Origin of the sequence: Pseudomonas fluorescens (assembly GCF_000802965.1) — a bacterium.
Taxonomy (GTDB): domain Bacteria; phylum Pseudomonadota; class Gammaproteobacteria; order Pseudomonadales; family Pseudomonadaceae; genus Aquipseudomonas; species Aquipseudomonas fluorescens_A.
Window position 1 is genome coordinate 56771 of record NZ_JSAK01000013.1, and the last position, 16422, is coordinate 73192.

Annotated in this window: 16 protein-coding genes and 1 pseudogene; 9 read left to right on the forward strand and 8 right to left on the reverse strand. The window is 59.9% G+C overall.

The annotated features are described in order from the left end of the window. The first annotated feature begins 81 nt into the window (after positions 1-81). Complete coding sequence (locus tag NL64_RS11135) at positions 82-411, forward strand: DUF1820 family protein (RefSeq protein WP_003185742.1); 330 nt, start codon at positions 82-84, stop codon at positions 409-411. A 180-nt stretch (positions 412-591) separates the two neighbouring features. Here NL64_RS11135 and NL64_RS11140 read toward each other — a convergent pair whose 3' ends face one another. The 4 genes from NL64_RS11140 to NL64_RS11155 all read right to left on the reverse strand — a co-directional run bounded on the left by NL64_RS11140 (position 592) and on the right by NL64_RS11155 (position 4119). Beyond that, on the reverse strand, positions 592-1146 hold the full coding sequence (locus tag NL64_RS11140; protein WP_034148142.1) for a tetratricopeptide repeat protein: 555 nt from the start codon (positions 1144-1146) through the stop codon (positions 592-594). Between the two features lie 225 nt (positions 1147-1371). Then, positions 1372-2655 (reverse strand): glutamate-1-semialdehyde 2,1-aminomutase, encoded by a 1284-nt coding sequence (gene hemL / locus NL64_RS11145; RefSeq protein WP_034148143.1) that lies wholly within the window; start codon positions 2653-2655, stop codon positions 1372-1374. Between the two features lie 10 nt (positions 2656-2665). Next, positions 2666-3289 carry a thiamine phosphate synthase gene (thiE, locus tag NL64_RS11150; protein WP_034148144.1) on the reverse strand — a complete coding sequence of 208 codons (624 nt, stop codon included), beginning with the start codon at positions 3287-3289 and terminating at the stop codon, positions 2666-2668. A 32-nt stretch (positions 3290-3321) separates the two neighbouring features. Beyond that, entirely contained in the window at positions 3322-4119 is a 798-nt protein-coding gene (locus NL64_RS11155) for a hydroxymethylpyrimidine/phosphomethylpyrimidine kinase (protein ID WP_034148145.1), read from the reverse strand. A 430-nt stretch (positions 4120-4549) separates the two neighbouring features. On the opposite strand from NL64_RS11155, the gene NL64_RS11160 reads away from it, so the two are divergent. From NL64_RS11160 to NL64_RS11175, 4 genes are all read left to right on the forward strand, one after another. Next, a complete protein-coding gene (locus NL64_RS11160) occupies positions 4550-6934 on the forward strand; it encodes a hybrid sensor histidine kinase/response regulator (protein WP_034148146.1) in 2385 nt (794 codons plus the stop codon). A gap of 74 nt (positions 6935-7008) precedes the next feature. Next, a complete protein-coding gene (locus tag NL64_RS11165) occupies positions 7009-8658 on the forward strand; it encodes an acyl-CoA dehydrogenase family protein (protein WP_034148147.1) in 1650 nt (549 codons plus the stop codon). Positions 8659-8845: 187 nt separating this feature from the next. Beyond that, complete coding sequence (gene amn / locus NL64_RS11170) at positions 8846-10345, forward strand: AMP nucleosidase (RefSeq protein ID WP_172668662.1); 1500 nt, start codon at positions 8846-8848, stop codon at positions 10343-10345. A gap of 71 nt (positions 10346-10416) precedes the next feature. After that, entirely contained in the window at positions 10417-11052 is a 636-nt protein-coding gene (locus tag NL64_RS11175) for a pseudouridine synthase (RefSeq protein ID WP_034148148.1), read from the forward strand. Here the strand turns inward: NL64_RS11175 and NL64_RS11180 are convergent. Together NL64_RS11180 and NL64_RS11185 are read right to left on the reverse strand one after the other, a co-directional pair. Continuing rightward, a complete protein-coding gene (locus NL64_RS11180; RefSeq protein WP_007937369.1) occupies positions 11047-11256 on the reverse strand; it encodes a DUF2788 domain-containing protein in 210 nt (69 codons plus the stop codon). The two genes, NL64_RS11175 and NL64_RS11180, sit on opposite strands and share 6 nt — an antisense overlap. 246 nt (positions 11257-11502) lie before the next feature. Continuing rightward, positions 11503-11982 carry an Lrp/AsnC family transcriptional regulator gene (locus NL64_RS11185; RefSeq protein WP_007937367.1) on the reverse strand — a complete coding sequence of 160 codons (480 nt, stop codon included), beginning with the start codon at positions 11980-11982 and terminating at the stop codon, positions 11503-11505. Between the two features lie 435 nt (positions 11983-12417). On the opposite strand from NL64_RS11185, the gene NL64_RS11190 reads away from it, so the two are divergent. Next, entirely contained in the window at positions 12418-13488 is a 1071-nt protein-coding gene (locus NL64_RS11190) for a DUF6515 family protein (RefSeq protein WP_034148149.1), read from the forward strand. Here the strand turns inward: NL64_RS11190 and NL64_RS11195 are convergent. Beyond that, entirely contained in the window at positions 13473-14378 is a 906-nt protein-coding gene (locus NL64_RS11195; protein ID WP_034148150.1) for a cation diffusion facilitator family transporter, read from the reverse strand. The two genes, NL64_RS11190 and NL64_RS11195, sit on opposite strands and share 16 nt — an antisense overlap. 29 nt (positions 14379-14407) lie before the next feature. Then, positions 14408-14827 (reverse strand): hypothetical protein, encoded by a 420-nt coding sequence (locus NL64_RS11200; protein ID WP_034148151.1) that lies wholly within the window; start codon positions 14825-14827, stop codon positions 14408-14410. Between the two features lie 100 nt (positions 14828-14927). Here NL64_RS11200 and NL64_RS31050 point away from each other — a divergent pair. From NL64_RS31050 to NL64_RS11210, 3 genes and pseudogenes are all read left to right on the forward strand, one after another. After that, positions 14928-15005 (forward strand): annotated as a pseudogene (locus NL64_RS31050) (DEAD/DEAH box helicase); the annotation flags it as partial. A gap of 94 nt (positions 15006-15099) precedes the next feature. Continuing rightward, on the forward strand, positions 15100-16101 hold the full coding sequence (locus tag NL64_RS11205; RefSeq protein ID WP_034148152.1) for a hypothetical protein: 1002 nt from the start codon (positions 15100-15102) through the stop codon (positions 16099-16101). Then, the gene (locus NL64_RS11210) at positions 16095-16415 is read left to right on the forward strand and encodes a hypothetical protein (protein ID WP_034148153.1); all 321 of its coding nucleotides are present in this window, start codon (positions 16095-16097) and stop codon (positions 16413-16415) included. The genes NL64_RS11205 and NL64_RS11210 overlap by 7 nt, the downstream gene beginning before the upstream one ends. Positions 16416-16422: the final 7 nt, after the last annotated feature.

Here is a 16422-nt window from a genome sequence, read left to right on the forward strand (position 1 = left end):
AGGTTCCTACCGCTGCGCGTCCGACGGCTATGCTATAGTTCGCGCCCTCTTTTTTATCCCTCGATGTGTTACCCGCCCACCATGACCAAACGTGAAGCTCCAATCTACAAGGTGATTTTCCTCAACCAGGGCCAGGTGTTCGAAATGTACGCCAAGCAGATCTATCAAAGCGATCTGTGGGGCTTCCTGGAAGTGGAAGAGTTCGTCTTTGGCGAGCGCACGCAAGTGGTCGTCGATCCGAGCGAAGAGAAGCTCAAGGCTCAGTTCGAAGGCGTGGTGCGCAGTTTTGTGCCGATGCATTCGATTGTGCGCATCGATGAAGTCGAGCGCCTGGGCACGCCAAAAATCAGCGAAGCCCGCGGTGCGGTCGGCAATGTCATGCCGTTTCCGATGCCGATGCCTGAGAAGTAAACAGAAAGATTTTGAGATGAAGGAAATAACCTGTGGCGAGGGAGCTTGCTCCCGCTGGGGCGCGAAGCGGCCCTGAAATCAGCCGGCGGATTCTTTCTGATACACCTCGGTTGCTGATTTTGCGACTGCTGCGCAGCCGAGCGGGAGCAAGCTCCCTCGCCACTGGGAACCGCTGTCAATTCAGGGTAATGGCGAAAATGGCGTACGCCCGTCGGCGCTCTGCAATTCCATCAGGTATTTGCGGAAGATCTGCCCGAGCACCTGGGTGGCAACTTCGAGTTCTTCGCGGGGCATTTTCTCGGTGACTTCATCGGCAGTGTCCAGCGCATCTTCGGCACCATTGACCGCTGCCATTTTCAGCAGGATGTACGCCTGAATATTATTGGCCGGTACGCCTTCGCCGTGGAAAAACATGCTGCCGAGTTTGAATTGCGCCTGGGCGTGGCCTTGCAGCGAGGCTTTTTCGAAGTAGCTCAGGGCTTGATTGAGGTCGCGCGGGGTGTTTTTGCCTTCGTAGTAGAACTCACCCAACTCGTATTGCGCTTGCGCATCCCCTTCATCCGACGCTTTTTGGCAGGCGGCGAGCGCCTGTGCCAGGTCTTGCGGCTGGGTATTGAGGGTGCAACGACCCATCGCTGGGATTAACAACGAGTTACCGCCTGCTTGTGCGAGCGCGAGCAGGGGCTGAAGGAGCAACAGGCAGCCCAGTGAAAGGGCGCGGCCGGTGCGGTTCATGGGAATCGACTTACCTCTGAAGGGCGCGCGGACCCATCGAGGGGATCCAATAAGCGCGCATTATGAAATAAGCAGGGCCAACCTTACAAAGTCTTTACTCGTTTTTCTGCTGCACGGGAAATATATCGCCCACTTTGCGGGGGATGACTGGCAGATGAGTAAGAAAAAACGCGGGAATGCAGGTGAAAGCCGACGCTGGCCATGGCCAACGTCAGCATGACAACGTTATTTCAGTGCGGCGAATGCGCGCTCGGCGGCATCCAGCGTCAACTTCAGTTCGGCGTCGCCGTGGGCGATCGAGGTGAAGCCGGCTTCGAACGCACTCGGTGCCAGGTACACACCGCCTTCCAGCATCAAGTGGAAAAAACGACCGAACAGAGCTGCGTCGCTGGCCATCACGTCATCGAACGTCACGATGTCGTCGGCACCGCTGAAGTACAGGCCGAACATACCACCGGCCTGAGTGGTCACGAACGGAATGCCCGCGGCATCGGCACGTACTTGCAGGCCGTCGAGCAGGCGGGTGGTGTAGTCGGTCAGCTCGTCGTGGAAACCCGGACGGCTGATCAGGCGCAGGGTGGTCAGGCCGGCGGCCATCGCCAACGGGTTACCCGACAACGTACCAGCCTGGTAAACCGGACCCAGCGGCGCGATGCGCTGCATGATTTCGCGTTTGCCGCCGAAGCAGCCGACTGGCATGCCGCCACCGATGATCTTGCCGAAGGTGGTCAGGTCAGGTGTCACACCGTAGTGCGCCTGGGCACCGCCGAGGGCGACACGGAAACCGGTCATCACTTCGTCGAAAATCAGCACCACGCCGTGCTTGTCGCACAGGCTCCGCAAACCTTCGAGGAAGCCTGGCGCTGGCGGGACGCAGTTCATGTTACCGGCCACGGGTTCGACGATGATGCAGGCCACGTCCTGGCCGACTTCGGCGAGCATGGCTTCAACGGCGTCGATGTCGTTGAACGGCAGGGTCAGGGTGTGTTTGGCGAACGCGGCAGGTACGCCGGCCGAACTTGGCACGCCTTGGGTCAGGGCGCCGGAACCGGCCTTGACCAGCAGGCTGTCGGAGTGACCGTGGTAGCAGCCTTCGAACTTGATGATGCTGTCGCGACCGGTGAAACCACGGGCCAGGCGGATCGCGCTCATGGTCGCTTCAGTGCCGGAGCTGACCATGCGTACCATCTCCATCGATGGCACCAGCGAGCAGACCAGATCAGCCATCTGGGTTTCCATCTCGGTCGGCGCGCCGTAGGACAGACCGTGTTCCAGTTGCTTGCGCACTGCATCCAGCACGTCCGGATGGCTGTGGCCGAGGATCATTGGGCCCCAGGAGCCGACGTAATCCACATAGCGCTTGTTGTCTTCGTCGGTGACGTAGGCGCCTTCGGCGTGCTTGAAGAACAACGGCGTGCCGCCAACGCTCTTGAACGCGCGGACCGGCGAGTTTACGCCACCGGGAATGTGTTTCTGGGCATTGGCAAACAGGGTTTCGGAACGAGACATGATCGGGCTCTCAGACTTTTAGTAATTCGTTGAATGCGCGGGCGCGGCGGGTCACTTCAGCCGTGCTCTCGGCGCCAAACAGGCCATGCACCACCGCCAGCAGATCGACCCCATGGGCCACCAGCGGGGCGGCGTTATCGAGGGTGATGCCGCCGATCGCGCAGATTGGCAGGTGCAATTTGCTGCGGGCCTGGTCGAGTAATTCGAGGCTGCAGGTCGGCGCGCCGGGTTTGGTGTTGGAGTTGAAGAAGCGGCCGAAGGCGACGTAAGTAGCGCCTTCTTTGGCGGCTTGCTCGGCGAGTTCGAGTTGCGCGTGGCAGGTCGAACCGATGATGGCTTTGGAGCCGAGCAGGGCGCGGGTCGGCGACAGCGGACCATCGGTCTGTCCCAGGTGCACACCAACGTTCAGGCGCGCCGCCAGTTCGGCGTCGTCGTTGATGATCAGCTGGGTTTTGTAGCGTTCGCACAAATCGCGCAAGGCTTCAGCCTCGCGCAGCCGACGGGCCTCATCGCTGCTTTTGTCGCGGTACTGCAGCAGGGTGACGCCGCCTTCCAGCGCCGCCTCCACGTACGAAAGAAATTTACCGGCCAGCAACTGGCTATCGGTAATGGCGTACAGGCCACGTAGTTTCATCGGACAAGCCTCACCGCAGTGCTAATGGAAAGTTACGAACAGAAGTCCAGCGGCAGACGGCGTGGCACGAATTGGCCTTTGCCCAACTGCTCGGCATCGCGCAGGGTGCGCCACGTGTAGTTAAGCGCGGTCTGTACGGCACTGGCGAGGTTTTCGCCTTGGGCCAGACGACCGGCAAGCGCACTGGCCAGCGTGCAGCCCGAGCCGTGATAACTGCCCGGCAGGCGCTGGCAAGTAAACGTGTCGCGGTGACCGTCACGGCTATAGAGGCGATTGTGGATTTCGGTTTCATCGCCATGGCCGCCGGTGATCAGCAGGTGTTTGACGAACGGCAGGAGTTTTTCCGCGCACTCGTCCGCGGTGCCTTCAGGCAGTTCGGCGAGGATGCGGGCTTCGGGAAGATTAGGGGTGGCGATGATCGACAGCGGCAGCAGGCGTTCGCGCATGGCGTAGCCCACTTCGTCCTTGCCCAGTCGCCCGCCGCCGCCGGCGCGCAGCACCGGGTCGCAGACCACCGGCAAATGCGGGTGCGCTGAAAGCAGTTCGACCACGGTGTCGACCATTTCCAGGGAACCGAGCATGCCCAGTTTGACCGCCGCCACTTCGGAGTCGTTAAGCACGGCATTGGCCTGGGCCAACACCCACTCACGGTCGAGGACGCGGAAGTCAGTGACATTGACTGTGTCTTGCACGGTCAGGGCGGTGACGGCCGGAGCCGCATGGCAACCCTGAGCGAGCAGGGCTTCGATATCTGCCTGCAAGCCGGCGCCACCACTTGGGTCGTGGCCGGAGAGACAGAGGACAACGGGGCGAGAGCTGTAGATATTCATGGTGCGCGAGCTTACCACCAAACATGTTTTTTCGGTTGTTGCGACAAGCAGTCCGGGCGATACATTGTGGCGAGGGAGCTCGCTCCCGCTCGGCTGCGAAGCAGTCGTAAAGTCAGGCGGCGTGGTATCACTGACAGAGTGTATTGGGGGCCGCTTCGCAGCCCAGCGGGAGCAAGCTCCCTCGCCACGGGTTGCTTAATGTCCACGGTGCGTTTGAAGAATCTCATCAAGTCAACAGCTCTATCTCAACAATCTTCGCTGGAACGCCCGTTCTAGAGCCTTTGTAGGAAAAATTTCTGTAGTGCTCATTAGCCATCAACGGCTATGCTAGAGTGGATCCAAACCAATAACAGGTATCACCGGTTTTACGTCTACTCAAAAGGAATGGGGGGCTTCCTGACAGGACCGGACAGGCCACGCTGGGGCATAAATGCGCTATTTGCTGATGTTGATGTTGTGTTTGCCCTATTTGGCGAACGCCGTCGAATTCGATGAGTTCACCCAAAGCCTTCCCCTGGGCCGCTCCCTGCAAGTGTTCGAAGACGTGAGCGGTCAGGCCTCCGTCGCCGATGTGCGCGCGCAAGCCGCGGCCGGCAACTTCAAGCCCCACGATCAGGCCACCCTCAACGCCGGGTATTCGCGTTCAGTGTTCTGGCTGAAAATCGACCTGCAATACCGCCCGACCCACCCGACGGCGCAACGCACCTGGCTGCTGGAACTGGCCTATCCGCCGCTCGATCACCTGGATCTTTACTTGTCTGACGCTGCCGGCAACTATCAACTGGTCCGGCAGACCGGCGATGCCTTGCCGTTCGCCAGTCGCGAGATTCGACAGAACAACTACCTGTTCAATATGGATTTCATCCCTGAGCAAACGCAAACCGTTTTCCTGCGCCTGCAAAGCCAAGGGTCGATCCAGGCACCCGTCACCTTGTGGTCGAGCACCGCGTACCTCGAAGAACAACCCGTGCGCCTCTATGTACTCGGGCTGATCTACGGCGTGTTGCTGGGGATGCTGGTCTACAACCTGTTCATCTACCTCAGCGTGCGCGACACCAGCTACCTCTATTACATCTTCTACATTGCTTCGTTTGGCTTGTATCAGCTGTCGGTGAACGGTGCAGCCGTGCAGTATTTCTGGCCGGACAATCCTTGGTGGGCCAACGCGGCGACGCCATTTTTCATCGGTTGCGCAGGGCTGTTCGGCAGTCAGTTTGCCCGCAGTTTCTTGCAGACGGCTATGCACAGTCGCCGTCTGGATTGGGTGCTTCTGGCGTTGGTAGTGTTCAGCGCAGTCGTGGTTGGTTTGTCGTTGATGACCAGTTACGCCCTGGCCCTGCGCTTGGCCACGGCGCTGGCGCTGACCTTCACGGTGGTGATTTTTGCCGCGGGCATTTTTGCCTGGCTGCGTGGCCTGCGAGTGGCGCGGTATTTCATCATTGCCTGGTCGGCGTTCTTGCTGGGCGGCATCATCAATACGCTCATGGTCCTGGGTTATCTGCCGAACGTTTTCCTCACCATGTATTCCAGTCAAATCGGCTCGGCCATCGAAGTGGCTTTGCTGTCCCTGGCACTGGCCGACCGCATCAACGCCATGCGCGAGCAGCAGGCGCAAACCCTGCTCGACGCCGGGCAAAAGCTTGAGGTGCTGAACCAGCAACTGGCGCGCAGTAACAAGCTCAAGGACGAATTTCTCGCCACCCTGACCCACGAATTGCGCACCCCCATGAACGGTGTGATCGGTTCATTGGAGCTGATGCAAACCGTCGATATGGACCCGGAGCTGGAGCAATACCAACAAACAGCCGCCGGGTCGGCACGAGACATGATGCGCATGGTCAACGGCATTCTGACCCTGACCGAGTTGCAGGCCGGCAAGCTCAAGGCCGCCCCATCGACCTTCAGCCTGCGCGGTGTGGTCGAGGCATTGCGCGTGCAGTTCGACGGCAATGCGGCGAGCAAGTCGCTGGACTTCAAGGTCGACGTGGCGCCGGGTGTCCCGGATCGCCTGCACGGCGACAGCGCCAAGTTGGCGCAATGCCTCGAATGCCTGTTGGACAACGCCATCAAGTTCACCCGGATTGGCGGGTTGGCGCTGCGAGTGAGCGGGAAAGCGCTGGATAACGAGCGCATGGCGTTGTCCTTTGCGGTGATCGACACGGGCATCGGGTTCACCGATCTGGGGGAGGCGACGATGTATCAGCGGTTCTTCCAGCTCGACGGTTCGATGACCCGCGAGTACGGCGGACTGGGTGTCGGCCTGGCGATCTGTCGACAGTTGGTGGAGTTGCTAGGCGGGCGCCTGACGCACCGTTCGGAGCCCGGGAGTGGCAGCCGCTTTCAACTCGATGTGGAATTCGATTTGCCAGTGCTGGAGCGTCCGCCGGTGCCCCTGATGGCTGGCGACTTTACGCGGCTGCGACTGCCGCAGGATTGCACTGTGTTGCTGGTGGATGAAAACAGCATCAATCAGTTGGTGATGCGCGGCATGTTGCTCAAGCTCGGTTTTCGGGTGCGCACCGCTGACAGTGGCGCCGCCGCGCTCGATTGCTTGCAGCGTGAAACCTTTGATGCGGTGCTGCTCGACTGTCAGTCGCAGTCATCGGACGGGGCGTCGGTCTGCTGCCAGATCCGCGCCTTGCCGGGCTGCGCGGACTTGCCCTTGTTCATGATTGCCCAGGGCACTGATCGAGAGCGCTGCCCGACCGGCGCGCTGATTGATCACCTGAGCAAACCGGTGAAATTCGAGGATTTGCAGGCGGCGCTCTATCGTCGCGTACTCTGCTCGCAACAAGGCGAAAGCGCCGACAGTTAGGCAGATATGACACTTTGATCGGCCGGGGGGCGGTGCTTAACTGAAATCCCTTGGCTGACCAAAGGAGCCCCGTCATGAACCTGCATCAGTTCGCCGAAACCCACGAAGTCACCAACCAGCCGCCGTCACTGGATGGTGCCAACCTGTATCGCATCGACTTGCCGCTGCAGGAATGGTCGCGGCGTTTCGGGGCCGGTTGGGCCGAATCGCGGATCGATGCTTATGGTGCGCTGGCCGGCGGGCCGTTGATGGCAGCGGGGTTTCTGGCCAATCAGAACAAACCGCTGTTCAGCAGTCACGACCGCTATGGCCACCGTATCGACCTGGTGGAGTTTCACCCGGCCTATCACGAACTGATGCGCACGGCGGTCGAGCACGGTTTGACCTCGTTGCCCTGGGCGCATCTGCAGGACGGCGCCCACGTCGCCCGCGCCTCCATGACTTATTTGCACAGTCAGGCGGAAGCCGGCAGCGGCTGCCCGTTGACCATGACCTTCGCCAGTGTCCCCGCGCTGCGCCTGCAACCGGATTTGGCGGATAAATGGCTGCCGAAAGTCCTCAGCACCGAATACGACTCGCGCAACGTCGGCATGGCGCACAAGGCCGGTGTCACCATCGGCATGGCGATGACCGAGAAACAGGGCGGCACCGACGTGCGGGCCAACACCACCAAGGCGTATCCGGTGGGTGCCAGCGGTCCCGGCCAGGCTTACGAACTGGTGGGGCACAAGTGGTTCTGTTCGGCGCCGATGTGCGATGCCTTCCTGACCCTGGCACAGACCGACAAGGGACTGACCTGCTTCCTGTTGCCGCGCCATCGCCCGGACGACACGCGCAATCAGTTCTACATCCAGCGCCTGAAAAACAAACTCGGCAACTGCTCCAACGCGTCCAGCGAAGTGGAGTTTCGTGGCGCGTTGGCGTGGATGGTCGGTGAAGAGGGGCGTGGCGTTCCGACCATCATCGAAATGGTGGCGATGACCCGTTTCGATTGCATGGTCGGTTCCAGTTCCCTGATGCGCCAAGCGCTGACCCAGGCCAGCCATCACTGCGCTCACCGCTCGGTCGGCGGCAAGTTGCTCAGTGAACAATCCTTGATGCAAAACGTATTGGCGGACCTGGCGCTGGAGAGCGAAGCGGCGCTGGCGTTGAGTCTGCGCATGGGCCGGGCGCTGGACCATCTGGACGATTCGCAGGAAGCCAAATTCGCCCGACTTGTCACGGCGGTGGGCAAGTACTGGATCTGCAAACGGGCGCCGGCCATGATCAACGAAGCGGCGGAATGCATGGGCGGTGCCGGTTATGTCGAAGACAGCATCCTGCCGCGCCTCTACCGCGAGGCGCCGGTCAACTCGACGTGGGAAGGCTCCGGCAACGTGCAGTGTCTCGATGTACTGCGCGCCCTGTCGAAGGAGCCGGGCGTGCTGGATGCGTTGTTCAGCGAATTGGGCGATGGACATGGCGACAAGCGACTGGCTGCGCACATCAGCCAATTGCAGGTCGCTTTCAAGGACACCAGCGACATTCAATATCGCGCCCGGCAGTTGACCGAAGACATTGCGTTGGGGCTGCAGGCCAAGCTGTTGCTGGAAGCGGGGAATACGGCGGTCAGTGATGCTTTTATCGCCAGTCGTCTGAACGGCGGCGGTCGGGTCTATGGTGCGTTGCCGCGGGGGCTGGATGTGGAGGCCATAGTCGCCCGTTCGACGCCTCAAGGTTTCTAATTAGGTACATTCAAACACTGCATGAACCTGTGGGAGCGGGCTTGCCCGCGATGGCGGTGTATCAGTCAACAAATATGTCGATTGATACACCCTCATCGCGGGCAAGCCCGCTCCCACAGTTTTTTTGGTGTGTTCAGTATTTTGTACCTGCATGCCACTGTTCCCGTGAAGCGACGATGCAGGCAAGATGAAGGTCTGCAAGTCAGAACACAGGATGCTGATCGTGACCGAAGCTTTTATTGTCGTTCAAACCGCCGAGCAAGCCGTGGATCGGCTTGCACTCTTGCACAATCGTGCAACCACAGCGCTCAATCAGGCGCTCAAGCGTTACCTCAAGGATCGAGTTGAGCCGGACGCCGAGCAGCGTGCGTTGTTTCGTTATCCCGAATTGCGCCTGACCTACCATTGCCATGGCGAAGTCCCGCAGACCACCCGCGCCTACGCCAAGGTCCAGTTGCCGGGCACCTACAGCGTCACCGTCACCCATCCATCGGCTTTCCGTAAATACCTGCTGGAACAGCTGGTGCCGTTGATGCACGACTTCACCGTGACCGTCGAAGTCGGTGTCAGCCAGCAGAACATTCCTTATCCGTACGTGGTCGAGCAGGGCGATGAGCTGGCCGGCTCCGGCGTGACCGCTGCCGTGCTGGCGCGGGTGTTCCCAAGTACCGACCTTTCGGCGGCGACCGATGGCATCGCCGATGGCCTGTACGATTGGGAAAACACCGATCCGCTGCCGCTGGCGCTGTTTGACGCCGCGCGTGTGGATTTCTCCCTGCGCCGCTTGGTGCATTACACCGGCAGCGACTGGCGGCATGTGCAGCCGTGGATTCTGCTGACCAACTACCACCGTTACGTCGACCAGTTCATCGTCCATGGCCTGGAACAACTGCGCAGCGATCCGCGTTTCGTGCGCATGGTGTTGCCGGGCAACGTGATCATCGAAAAGAGCATGGACCACGGCGAAGCCTCGGCGATTGCCGCGGGCGTGGTCTGGCACCGCTACCAGATGCCGGCCTATCACCTGATCGCCACCGACGGCCACGGCGTGACGCTGGTGAACATCGGCGTCGGCCCGTCCAACGCCAAGAACATCACCGACCACCTGGCCGTGCTGCGTCCGCATTGCTGGCTGATGATCGGGCACTGCGGCGGCTTGCGTCAGTCCCAGACCATCGGCGATTACGTGCTCGCGCATGCTTACATGCGTCGCGACGGGATTCTTGATCGCGTGGTGCCGCCGAACATTCCGATCCCGGCCCTGGCCGAAGTGCAGATGGCCTTGCAGCAAGCGGCGGCCAACATCACCGGCGAGAAGGGCGATGAGCTGAAGAAACGCCTGCGTACCGGCACCGTGTTGACCTACGATGACCGTAACTGGGAACTGCGTTGGGCCCAGGAGCGGCCGTTGATCAACCTGTCTCGCGCCGTGGCGGTGGACATGGAAAGCGGCACGATTGCAGCGCAAGGCTATCGCTTGCGCGTGCCCTACGGCACGTTGCTCTGCGTTTCGGACAAGCCGCTGCACAGCGAGATCAAGTTGCCGGGTTCGGCCAACGCGTTTTATGAGCGTGCGGTCAGCCAGCACTTGAAGATCGGTATCGAGGCGGTGGATCTGCTGCGTACCGAGCTCAACTCTCTGCACTCGCGCAAACTGCGCAGCTTCGACGAGCCGCCGTTCCGCTAACGGTTGTCATGGTCATTTGGCGGTCGGGGCACTAGCATTAGCAGCCCTGATCGCTAGATGTTCTCTCTGCCATGTCCCGTCCCCAACGTCCCGTTTCCCGCCGCCCTGGCGCGAAGCCAACCCCTTCAGCCCCGCGTCGTGTCGCCAAGGCACCACCGGCGGAGCCGAAACTGATCCTGTTCAACAAGCCGTTCGACGTGCTGACGCAATTCAGCGACGGCGAAGGGCGCGCGACGCTCAAGGATTACATCGAGATTCCCGGGATCTACCCGGCAGGACGACTGGACCGCGACAGCGAAGGCTTGCTGCTGCTGACCAACGACGGCCAGCTTCAGGCACGCATCGCCGACCCGAAACATAAACTGGCCAAGACTTATTGGGTGCAGGTAGAAGGCGAACCGAGCGCCGAGCAATTGCAGCGTTTGCGCGATGGCGTGGAGTTGAACGACGGCATGACCTTGCCCGCCGAGGCGCGGCAACTGGATGAGCCGGAGCTGTGGCCACGCAACCCGCCGGTACGCTTTCGCAAAAGCGTGCCGACCAGTTGGCTGGAGTTGGTGATTCGCGAGGGCCGTAATCGGCAGGTGCGGCGCATGACGGCGGCGGTCGGGCTGCCGACATTGCGGCTGGTACGGGTCAGGATCGGCGACTGGACAATCGAAGGGCTCGATCAGGGCCAGTGGAAAGAAGTGCCGGCGCGCTTATAAAGTGCCGGACTCGATCAGGCCGATCACCACGCTCTTGATCACGAATGCGGCCACGCCGAGGCCCAGCACGAAGAACAGAATGAACGAGCCAAAGCGCCCGGCCTTGGACTTCTTCGCCAGATCCCAGACGATGAAACCCATGAAAATGATCAGGATGCTGACCAGTCCGGTCATCATCCACTCTTCGAAAACTGCAGGATCCATTGAACATCTCCAGCGCGGACGAGGCTAAAAGGGCGCGGGGAGTATACGCCTCGCAGGTTGCGCGAAGTATTGACCTGCGGCAGTGTGTCGCAGCTGTGGCGAGGGAGCTTGCTCCCGCCGGGGCGCGGAGCGGCCCTGAAATCTGCAATCGAGTTATCTCAGGCACACCGCATGTATCGGGCCTGCGACTGCTTCGCAGCCGAGCGGGAGCAAGCTCCCTCGCCACAGTCAGCCCCACACCCTCTATCAGCTGCGCAAATGAGTTAAAGGCAGTTCAGTACTGTTCAGAACCTGGTTCAACACAAAACTCGAACGCACGCTGGTCACGCCTTCAATCCGTGTCAGATGCCCCAGCAGCAATTTCTGATAGTGATCCATGTCCGGCACCACCACCTTGAGCTGGTAGTCGGCATCCATCCCGGTCACCAGGCTGCATTCCAACACCTGCGGCAACGTGCGAATCGCCGCTTCGAAATTCTCGAATCGCTCCGGGGTGTGTCGATCCATGCCGATCAGCACGTAAGCGGTCAGGCTCAGGCCGAGCATCTTGCGGTCGAGCAGGGCGACCTGGCGGGAGATGTAGCCGTCGTCTTCCAGTTGTTTGACTCGACGTGAGCAGGGCGAAGGGGACAGGCCGATGCGTTCGGCCAGCTCCTGGTTGGAGATGCGCGCATCGCGCTGCAATTCAGCCAAAATGCTCAGGTCGTAACGGTCGAGTTTGCTCATCAAACGGTCCCTTGTCGTAACTATTGCGACAGATTATCTATCCAGGGTTAAAAATTGCGCAAGTGATGTTTATTTCAGCAATCTTCGCAATCCTCTGCCAGCGCCTCGAGCTTATTCTTATCACCAGAATCACTGCTCGGACAAACAGTCCAGTGCGACTCGCCCAATCAGGCCAGTCGCGGCCACCACCCCCACCGGGGATGCGCAGGCCCCCGAGCTACACACTGTCCAGAAGACGGCGTGAGGTGAGCCGACGTCAAAAGCGTCGAGCACGGACGAAGTTCTCAAGGGGAGGCCGACGGGTCTCCCCTTTTCTTTGCCTGGAATTTGACCTCCGGCCTCAATAAATAAGTTTCGCGACTGATAACCTGTTGCAGAACCGGCCTGTGCTTTCCAAGTCTTACCTACAGGCCCTAACCCTCAGTGAGGAAAAGCATGAAGTCGCGCATCTGGCGTTTGGCCGGTGTTGGTTTGCTGTGTGTCAGTGTCACTGCGCAATCGTTCGCCGATGAGCCGCAGAACCGGGGTCCCGACGGCGGGCAGCACGGGGAGGGCGGCCATCAGGGCAACAATAATCAAGGCCATGGCGGCAACAATCAGCCGCACCAGCAGAATGGCCAGCAACAGAATCAGCCGCACCAGCAGAACAACGACGTCATTCGTGGCGACAACAGTCGCCAGTTCGAGCACAACGGCCAGAATCAGAACAATGGCCAGCACCCGCCTCGTCAACAGCCAGACTTCAACAGCCCGGTTCGGTCGCCACCGCCACCCCCACAACTGCCAGCCAATGACTTACCGATCCAGCCGCGGCCCGATGCCGTGCGCCAGACCCAGCCGCCGCAGCGTGGTTACTATCAGGACGTGCCCCGTCGTAACGATAACAACCAGCACTGGAACGGCTACATCGGCGCGCCGTCGAGTAACAATCAATGGCAAGGCCGCCCAAGCGGGCATGGCAATGGTTGGGGCCCAGGCCCGCAATATCGCCCGGGGCACGTGATCGATCGCTTCCCGGACCGCGAATACCGCGTGCCTTACCGTGGCATGGACTATTTCTATTCCGGCGGTTACTGGTATCGCCCGCTGGGGCCACGCTATGTGGTGGTCGAACCACCGCGCGGAATTCGCGTTCGCTACTTGCCGGATTACGCCGAACAAGTCTTGATCGGCGGGTCGGTGTTGTTCCTGGCGGCGGGTTCGTATTACGCCTACCAAGAGAGCACCCAGGATTACGTCGTGGTCGAGCCGCCGGTGGGCAACCTGCAAGCGCAACAGCCGCCGCAAGCTGCCAGCAACGGTTATGACGTGGAAGCGTATCCGGCCAACGGTCAGTCTCAGGAACAGGTCAATCAGGACGGTTTCGAGTGCTATCAATACGCGGTGCAACAGAGTGGTTTCGACCCGCGAACCGCGACCTATCAGCCGGACCCTTCGGTGGTGCAGAACTATCGCCAGGCCCAGGGCAACTGCCTGAGCAGTCGCGGCTATCAGGTAAGTTTCTGAGCCTTGGCGGCTTTCACCACTTCCTGCGGGTCGGCGTGCACCAGCACTTCGGCTCGCGGATAAGCGGCATGGATCGCATCGGCGGCTTGATCGCTGATGCCGTGGGCGACTGACAAGGTCAATTCCCCCGGCAGTTCCAGGTGCAACTGCACAAACCACTGATTGCCGGAAATCCGCGTACGCAAATCATGCGCACCCAAGACACCCGGCACACTGCACGCCAGTTCCAGCATGTGCTGGCTGACGTCCGGCGGCAGCTCTTCATCCATCAACACCGCAAAGCTTTCCCGGGCGATTGTGATTGCGCTCCAGAGGATGTACGCGGCAATGCCCAAGCCGAACCAGGCGTCGACCTGATGCCAGCCGAATCCGGCCAATACCAGCGCCACCAGAATACTGCCGTTAAGCAGCATGTCCGAGCGGTAATGCAGGGAGTCGGCGCGCACCGCGTTGGAGCCAGTGGCCTTGACCACCCGATGTTGCAACATCAGCAGTGCCAAAGTCAGGCCCAGGGAAAACACGATCACCCCGATGCTGATCCACGGCGCGCCCACCGGTTCCGGATGCTTGAGTCGGTCGAAGGCCTGCAACGCAATCAGCACCGCACTGCCACCAATGAACAACGCCTGCGCCATGCCAGCCAGCGATTCGGCCTTGCCATGCCCGTAGCGATGATCGTCATCGGCCGGGCGCAGGGCGTAGTGCACCGCCAGCAGGTTGAGCAGCGCTGTGACGCCGTCGAGTGTCGAGTCGGTCAACCCGGCGAGCATGCTCACCGAACCGCTCAGCCACCAGGCGATGGCTTTGGCGATGATCAGCGCGCAGGCCACCGCCACCGAGGCACGGGTCGCCAGCCGCAGCAGGCGGGCGTGTTCAACGCTTGAGATCATGGGTGCGGATGTTCCTTGTCGTGCCCCGATTACGCGGCGGGTTGCAGGCCGAACATGGCCAGTTGCTGGGTGCTGCCCTTGTGCTGGATCAGACGCGGATCGTCCAGCGGCAGGCTGCGACCCAACTCACGCTCCAGAATAGTCTGCAGCTTGAGATTATCGACCTTGCCGTCGGCGCCGATGGCGTCCTTGAGTTTTTCCGGGTCGACTTGCGCAGTCTTGCCCGGTTCGAAATAAATTGCGCCAGTGGCGAAGTCCACGGCGAACGCGATCAGGCCGGGAATGATGTAGAACAGCAGGCCCACGGCGTCGAGCACGGCAATGGCCGGGTCGATCTTGCCATCGATCTGGCCACGACGATCCGGGTAGAAAATCGAACCGCACGCGGTGACCTGGGTCAGCAGGGTCGCGACCAGAACACCGCCGATCAGGCGAAAGGGAACACGCATATGAAATCTCCTGAGTAGAACGCTAAGAGCGTTACTGGTTTGAGCTCAGACTACGCCAAACAGTTCGCCGTTATACTCGCCCCTCTGTTTGGGAGCCAGCATGATTTCTTTGCCGATTGATGAAGTTTTACCCGCCCTGCGTGAAGCCCTCGCTACACGCCATGAAGCTGTGCTCAAGTAATATCAAGCAAAGCATTTAGGCTCGTAACGCGATTATTGCACGGTAACATCGTCGCTGTTACTGTGCGTAAATCGTGTTACTTGGTGCTGAGATGAAAACCAGTCGGCAAGAAATTCAGAATTACTTCGAGCAGATTTTCGGGGCGAAGCCCGAGATCAAACGTTGGGCGAAATCCAAGGGTTTGCCTTTCTATCTCCTGGATGAATACACCTTCGACGTCGTGATGTTGCATGGCTGCCAATGCCTGCTGCTACTTGCTCACGAACCCTTCGAAAATGCAGCGAAGATTCGCAAGCACATCGACGTACTGAAAAAGACGGTCGATTACCCGATTCTCTATGCGACCGGCGCACTCCAGTCATTTGAGCGTAAACGTCTCATCGAGTCCGCGATTCAGTTTGTTGTTCCTGGCAACCAGCTGTTCGCGCCACAACTTGGACTCGATCTGCGTGAGTTCTACCGCAGCAGGCAGATAGAAAAAGAAGCCTTGAGTCCGGCCAGCCAGGCCGTGCTGATCGCAACCCTCAATCGAGGATGGGAGGAGAATCAAACCTTTCGGGGTACGGACCTCGCTGACGCAGACCTCTACTCAAAAATGACGATATCCAGGGCGATGAAAGAGCTTTATTCGTTCGGATTGATAGAGCCAGCATCCAGTGGGAAATCATCGCGTTGGCATTTCGTGGCAGACCCAAAAGCGATATGGGAAAAATCCCTTCCTATTCTGCAAAGTCCGGTGAAACGGGTTGTGTACGCAGACTGGCATCCATCGGTGCAACGAGCTGCCGGGTTGTCAGCGCTCAGCAGGGCGTCCTTGCTGGGCGAGCCATCGATACCCGTTATTGCCTTCACCAAAGAAAGTTGGGATTCGGAAGTCGCTCGCTCAGGTCGTGCGGAAATTGACCCCATCGACGACCCTGTTGTCGAGGTCGAGATCTGGAGCTATTCCCCTGATCACGTGTCAGGTCGAACCCGGATTCCATTGCCGCCAGAAAGCGTTGATCCCCTGTCTCTCTATCTGAGCCTGAGGGACAACGTCGACGACAGAGTTCAGTTGAGCCTTGATGAAATGATGGAGAAGATTGAATGGTGAAGGGATTGGATACTTTCCGCGAAGCTTTTGCCGGTCACGCGGAGCGTTATGTGCTCATCGGTGGTGTTGCAGCCAGCCTGGCCCTTGAAGAGGCGGGCATTGAGTTCCGTTCCACGCGAGACCTGGACATTGTGCTTTTGTCTCGTCTTCTGTCGGCTGATTCAGATATCAGTCTTCCGGAGGACATCGCGACTGACTTGCGCAAATTTCTCGCCGTTATGCCCTCTCTGGACGTCGACATGAAAGCCTTGGGGCTCCGTGGCGTCACTATCGCTGAAGTCGCAGAGCGCATACGTTCAGCATTCAAGGTATAGGGCTTGT

Bases quoted from the DNA above. Each gene is read 5' to 3' on its own strand.
- NL64_RS11165 (WP_034148147.1), top strand. From the start codon at position 7,009: ATGAACCTGCATCAGTTCGCCGAAACCCACGAAGTCACCAACCAGCCG.
- NL64_RS11205 (WP_034148152.1), top strand. From the start codon at position 15,100: ATGAAAACCAGTCGGCAAGAAATTCAGAATTACTTCGAGCAGATTTTC.
- NL64_RS11210 (WP_034148153.1), top strand. From the start codon at position 16,095: ATGGTGAAGGGATTGGATACTTTCCGCGAAGCTTTTGCCGGTCACGCG.
- hemL (WP_034148143.1), bottom strand. From the start codon at position 2,655: ATGTCTCGTTCCGAAACCCTGTTTGCCAATGCCCAGAAACACATTCCC.
- NL64_RS11135 (WP_003185742.1), top strand. From the start codon at position 82: ATGACCAAACGTGAAGCTCCAATCTACAAGGTGATTTTCCTCAACCAG.
- amn (WP_172668662.1), top strand. From the start codon at position 8,846: ATGAAGGTCTGCAAGTCAGAACACAGGATGCTGATCGTGACCGAAGCT.
- thiE (WP_034148144.1), bottom strand. From the start codon at position 3,289: ATGAAACTACGTGGCCTGTACGCCATTACCGATAGCCAGTTGCTGGCC.
- NL64_RS11190 (WP_034148149.1), top strand. From the start codon at position 12,418: ATGAAGTCGCGCATCTGGCGTTTGGCCGGTGTTGGTTTGCTGTGTGTC.
- NL64_RS11185 (WP_007937367.1), bottom strand. From the start codon at position 11,982: ATGAGCAAACTCGACCGTTACGACCTGAGCATTTTGGCTGAATTGCAG.
- NL64_RS11175 (WP_034148148.1), top strand. From the start codon at position 10,417: ATGTCCCGTCCCCAACGTCCCGTTTCCCGCCGCCCTGGCGCGAAGCCA.
- NL64_RS11155 (WP_034148145.1), bottom strand. From the start codon at position 4,119: ATGAATATCTACAGCTCTCGCCCCGTTGTCCTCTGTCTCTCCGGCCAC.
- NL64_RS11200 (WP_034148151.1), bottom strand. From the start codon at position 14,827: ATGCGTGTTCCCTTTCGCCTGATCGGCGGTGTTCTGGTCGCGACCCTG.
- NL64_RS11160 (WP_034148146.1), top strand. From the start codon at position 4,550: ATGCGCTATTTGCTGATGTTGATGTTGTGTTTGCCCTATTTGGCGAAC.
- NL64_RS11180 (WP_007937369.1), bottom strand. From the start codon at position 11,256: ATGGATCCTGCAGTTTTCGAAGAGTGGATGATGACCGGACTGGTCAGC.
- NL64_RS11140 (WP_034148142.1), bottom strand. From the start codon at position 1,146: ATGAACCGCACCGGCCGCGCCCTTTCACTGGGCTGCCTGTTGCTCCTT.
- NL64_RS11195 (WP_034148150.1), bottom strand. From the start codon at position 14,378: ATGATCTCAAGCGTTGAACACGCCCGCCTGCTGCGGCTGGCGACCCGT.